The organism is Chrysiogenia bacterium (assembly GCA_020434085.1).
Classification (GTDB): Bacteria; JAGRBM01; JAGRBM01; order JAGRBM01; family JAGRBM01; genus JAGRBM01.
This window is the reverse complement of the sequence record JAGRBM010000038.1, coordinates 1-3,409: the sequence shown is the minus strand read 5'-3', so window position 1 is coordinate 3,409 and position 3,409 is coordinate 1. Positions and strand designations below refer to the sequence as shown.

Below are 3,409 nucleotides of genomic sequence, written 5' to 3'. Positions count from 1 at the left end.
GCGGGGACTATTTCCCGTGCAGGTTCTTCTCGGCCATGGCCTTGTAGAGAAGGGCTTCCTTGTGCTCGGGAAAGACGGCAAGGACCTCGTCCCAGACGCTGATGGCGTCGGCGAGGTTGCCCAGCGCATAGAGGCTGATGCCCAGGTTGATCTTGGCGGCGTGATACTTTGGATTGACCTCGGCGGCCTTCTTGAGCTGGCCGATGCTGCCGTGCAGGTCGCCCGCTTCACGCAGCGCCATGCCCAACTTCGTCTGGATGTCCACGAACTTCGGGCGCATCTCGACGGCCTTGGCATACTGCTCGATGGCGTCGGCCGGGCGACCGATGCTGCGGTAGACGTCGCCGAGCTCGGCGTGCATGTTCGCCAGCCGTGCCAGCACCAGCGGATCGAGATCATCCTTGCCCTGCTGCTGCGCGGCGCTCAGCGCGAGCTGGTAGGTCTTCGCGCCCTTCTCATACTGGCCCACGTCGTTGTAGGTGACGGCCAGATTGAGCGCGGCTTCCATATACTGGGGGTTGAGCTTGAGCGCCTGTTCGAAGCACTCGATCGCCTCGGAGAAACGCCCCTCGGCGTGATGGATCGCGCCGAGCATGAACCACACGTCGGCAAAGCCCGGGTTGGCGTCGATGAAACGCTGCAGGTGTTCGAGCGCCTGCGGATATGCGCGGTCGGCATAATACGTGCGGCCCAGATGATAGTCTTTCGAGAGGTCTTCGTCTTTGCTCATGGCGTGTCCCCGGTAGCCTCCGGTTCCTCCTGCGGTTCCGGCGCTGCCTGCTCTTCAGTGGCTTCAGATGGTGCCGAAGAGTCTTGCGCATTTGCACCCAGTTTGTCGAGTCTGCGCTTGGCGCGGCGCTTCCAGAATCCCTCGCCGGTGGTTTCTTTTACCAGCTCGGGGTCGGTGAAGTAGGCCAGCGAGCGCTCGAAGGTATCGAGGCCCGGTTCCTTCGGGAAGCGATCCGAAGAGAGCGAGAGCACGCTTTGGTAAGCAATTCGCGCCTGATCCAGTCGGTCCAGTGCTTCGAGGCAGCGGCCCAGCCGCCAGGTGGCCTCGCCGTAACGGCGGCTGTCGGGGAAACGGGTGCGCGCGGTCTCGAAGCGTCCGGCGGCGGCCTCATATTTCTCCTGTCGCTGGTAGAAGACGCCGATTTCCATCTCGTGGTGGCTCAGAATCGTGGCCATGCGGGAGGCCAGCTCCCTGGCCTGCTCGGCTTCCCCGCTGCCGGGAAAACGCTGCATCACTTCCTGGGCGAGCTGGTAGGCCCCCAGCGTCGAGGACTGGTCGCGGTCGACAGCGATCTCGTCCTCGAACAGGAGCGTCGACATCGTCGTGAGCGGGGCCTGCTTTTCATAGCAGCGCGCCTGCCGGAGCAGGGCGTAGGCGATCTTGGGATGCGAAGGGCGGTTGCGAATGAACTGGCGGTAGACGGCCTCGGCCTCTTCGTAGCGATCCTGCACGTAGTAGGAGTCGGCCGTGCGCAGCTCGGCCTCCACGGCCCAGCGGCTGAAGGGGTAGGTCAGGCGCAGCCGGCTGAAGTCGCGGCGGATCTGTTCGAGGCTGCGCGCGCCGCGGGTCTCCACCCAGCCGCCTTTTTCATATTTTTGGAGGTCGGCGTCGATGATCTCGAAGATTTCCTCGGCGCTCGCGCCGGGGGGAATCTCGCGCACGCAGCTCGCGCCGGTAGAAAACAGGCTGAGCACCAGCGCGCTCAAAACGAGAAGCACCGCGCGCGCGCGGGAGGCGGACTTTTGGGGGGAGGGGTGAGAGCGCATGCTTACCTTATAGGGGCCCTCACCCCGATGCCGGCACTAGGCGTCGAGGATTTTGGCGAGAATCTCGCGCTGGACCTCGTTGGTGCCGCCGCCGATGGTGAAGAGCCGGTGATCGCGCCACAGGCGCTGGATCGGGAACTCCATCGTATAGCCGTATCCGCCGTGGAGCTGCAGGCAATCGTCGATGATTTCCTGCGCGTCCTGGCAACACAGCAACTTGGCCGAGGCGACGAATGCCTCGGCGTCGTCGTCAGCCATATAGCGCCGGACCGCCTCCTTTGCCAGCGAGCGGCCCACCTCGATTCGCGTGGCCATGTCGGCGATTCGCTGGCGCACATTCTGGAAGGTGGCAATGGGGCGCCCGAACTGCTGGCGCTCCATAACGTACTTCTGGGTCATTTTCAGGGCCAGCTCGGCCTTGCGCACGCTCTGGTAGGCCATCATCACGCGCTCCCAGTTGAGAAAGCCCATGACCTGCTGGAAGCCGCGGCCCTCGGTGCCGATGAGGTTGCCGGCGGGAACGCGGCAGTCCTCGAAGACCAGCTCGCCGGTCTGGGAGGGTTTCCAGCCCACGGTGTCGATGCGGCGGCTCACGGAGAATCCGGGCGTGCCCTTCTCGACGAGCAGCACGCTCATGCCCTTGTATCCCTTGCTGCCCTCCTCGGAGCGGCAGAGCACCAGGGCGAAGTCGCACCAGCAGCCGTTGGTGATGAAGATCTTCGTGCCGTTGAGCACGTAGTGGTCGCCGTCCTTCTTCGCCGTGGTCTGCAGCGAGGAGAGATCCGAGCCCGCACCCGGTTCGGTCAGCGCCATGGCGCCAACGAGGTCGCCCTTGACCGCGCCGGGAAGAATCCTGTCCTTCACTTCATCGGTGGCCAACTTGTTCACCACGCCGGTGACGATGCCCGCGTGCATCATGATGGCCGCGCCAAGGCCCGCCGAGGTGGAGGTCTCGATGGCGTCGGCCAGCGCCAGCACGCCGGTCTCGGTCATGTTCGCGCCGCCGTATTTCTCGTCGGCGCGGATGCCCAGGTAGCCCTGCTCGCCGAATTCCTGGAAGACGCTCTTGGGCATCTCGCCCTTGCTCTCCCATTCCTCGATGCGCGGCATGATCTTTTCGCGAATGAAGCGCGTCGCCTGCTTCTTGAGCTCGATCTCTTCGGGGCTATAGAGGGAATTGTCCTCGGCGCCGCCGGCCTCGCGCACGATTTCCTTGACGATGACTTCCTTCATCACCTCGCTGGCGCCGCCGCCGATGGTGGAAAGGCGGCCGTCGCGCCACGCGCGCGAGATCGGAGTCTCGTCCATGTAACCCATGCCGCCGTGAATCTGCAGGCAGCGGTCGGTGATGTGGTGCGAGAGTTCGGTGGAGTAGTACTTCACCATGGAGACCACCTTGCTGGGCGGGTCCTCCTCCTCGATGTAGCGCTTGGTCACCTCGTAGGTGAAGGACTCCATGCCGAGCAGGTGGGCGAGCATGTCGGCCATCCAGTGGCGCAGTTCCTGGAACTCGCGCTGGTAGCGGCCGAAGATCTTGCGCTCGCCCATGTAGCGCCAGGTGTCTTCCATGGCGCGGCGCGCGCGCATGTTGCTCATCTGCGCGGCGATCAGGCGCTCTCCCTGGAAGTTGCGC

Annotated in this window: 3 protein-coding genes; all 3 read right to left on the bottom strand. The window is 64.3% G+C overall.

Translation table 11 applies throughout. From position 1 onward, the window contains the following. Positions 1–7: 7 nt before the first annotated feature. On the bottom strand, positions 8–730 hold the full coding sequence (locus tag KDH09_01050) for a tetratricopeptide repeat protein (GenBank protein MCB0218255.1): 723 nt from the start codon (positions 728–730) through the stop codon (positions 8–10). Next, positions 727–1,728 carry an outer membrane protein assembly factor BamD gene (gene bamD, locus KDH09_01045; GenBank protein MCB0218254.1) on the bottom strand — a complete coding sequence of 334 codons (1,002 nt, stop codon included), beginning with the start codon at positions 1,726–1,728 and terminating at the stop codon, positions 727–729. Before bamD ends, KDH09_01050 begins: the two co-directional genes overlap by 4 nt. Positions 1,729–1,812: 84 nt before the next feature. Further along, positions 1,813–3,409: acyl-CoA dehydrogenase family protein (locus tag KDH09_01040; protein MCB0218253.1), on the bottom strand; the 1,597-nt coding region annotated here is incomplete at its 5' end.

Bases quoted from the DNA above. Each gene is read 5' to 3' on its own strand.
- KDH09_01050 (MCB0218255.1), bottom strand. From the start codon at position 730: ATGAGCAAAGACGAAGACCTCTCGAAAGACTATCATCTGGGCCGCACG.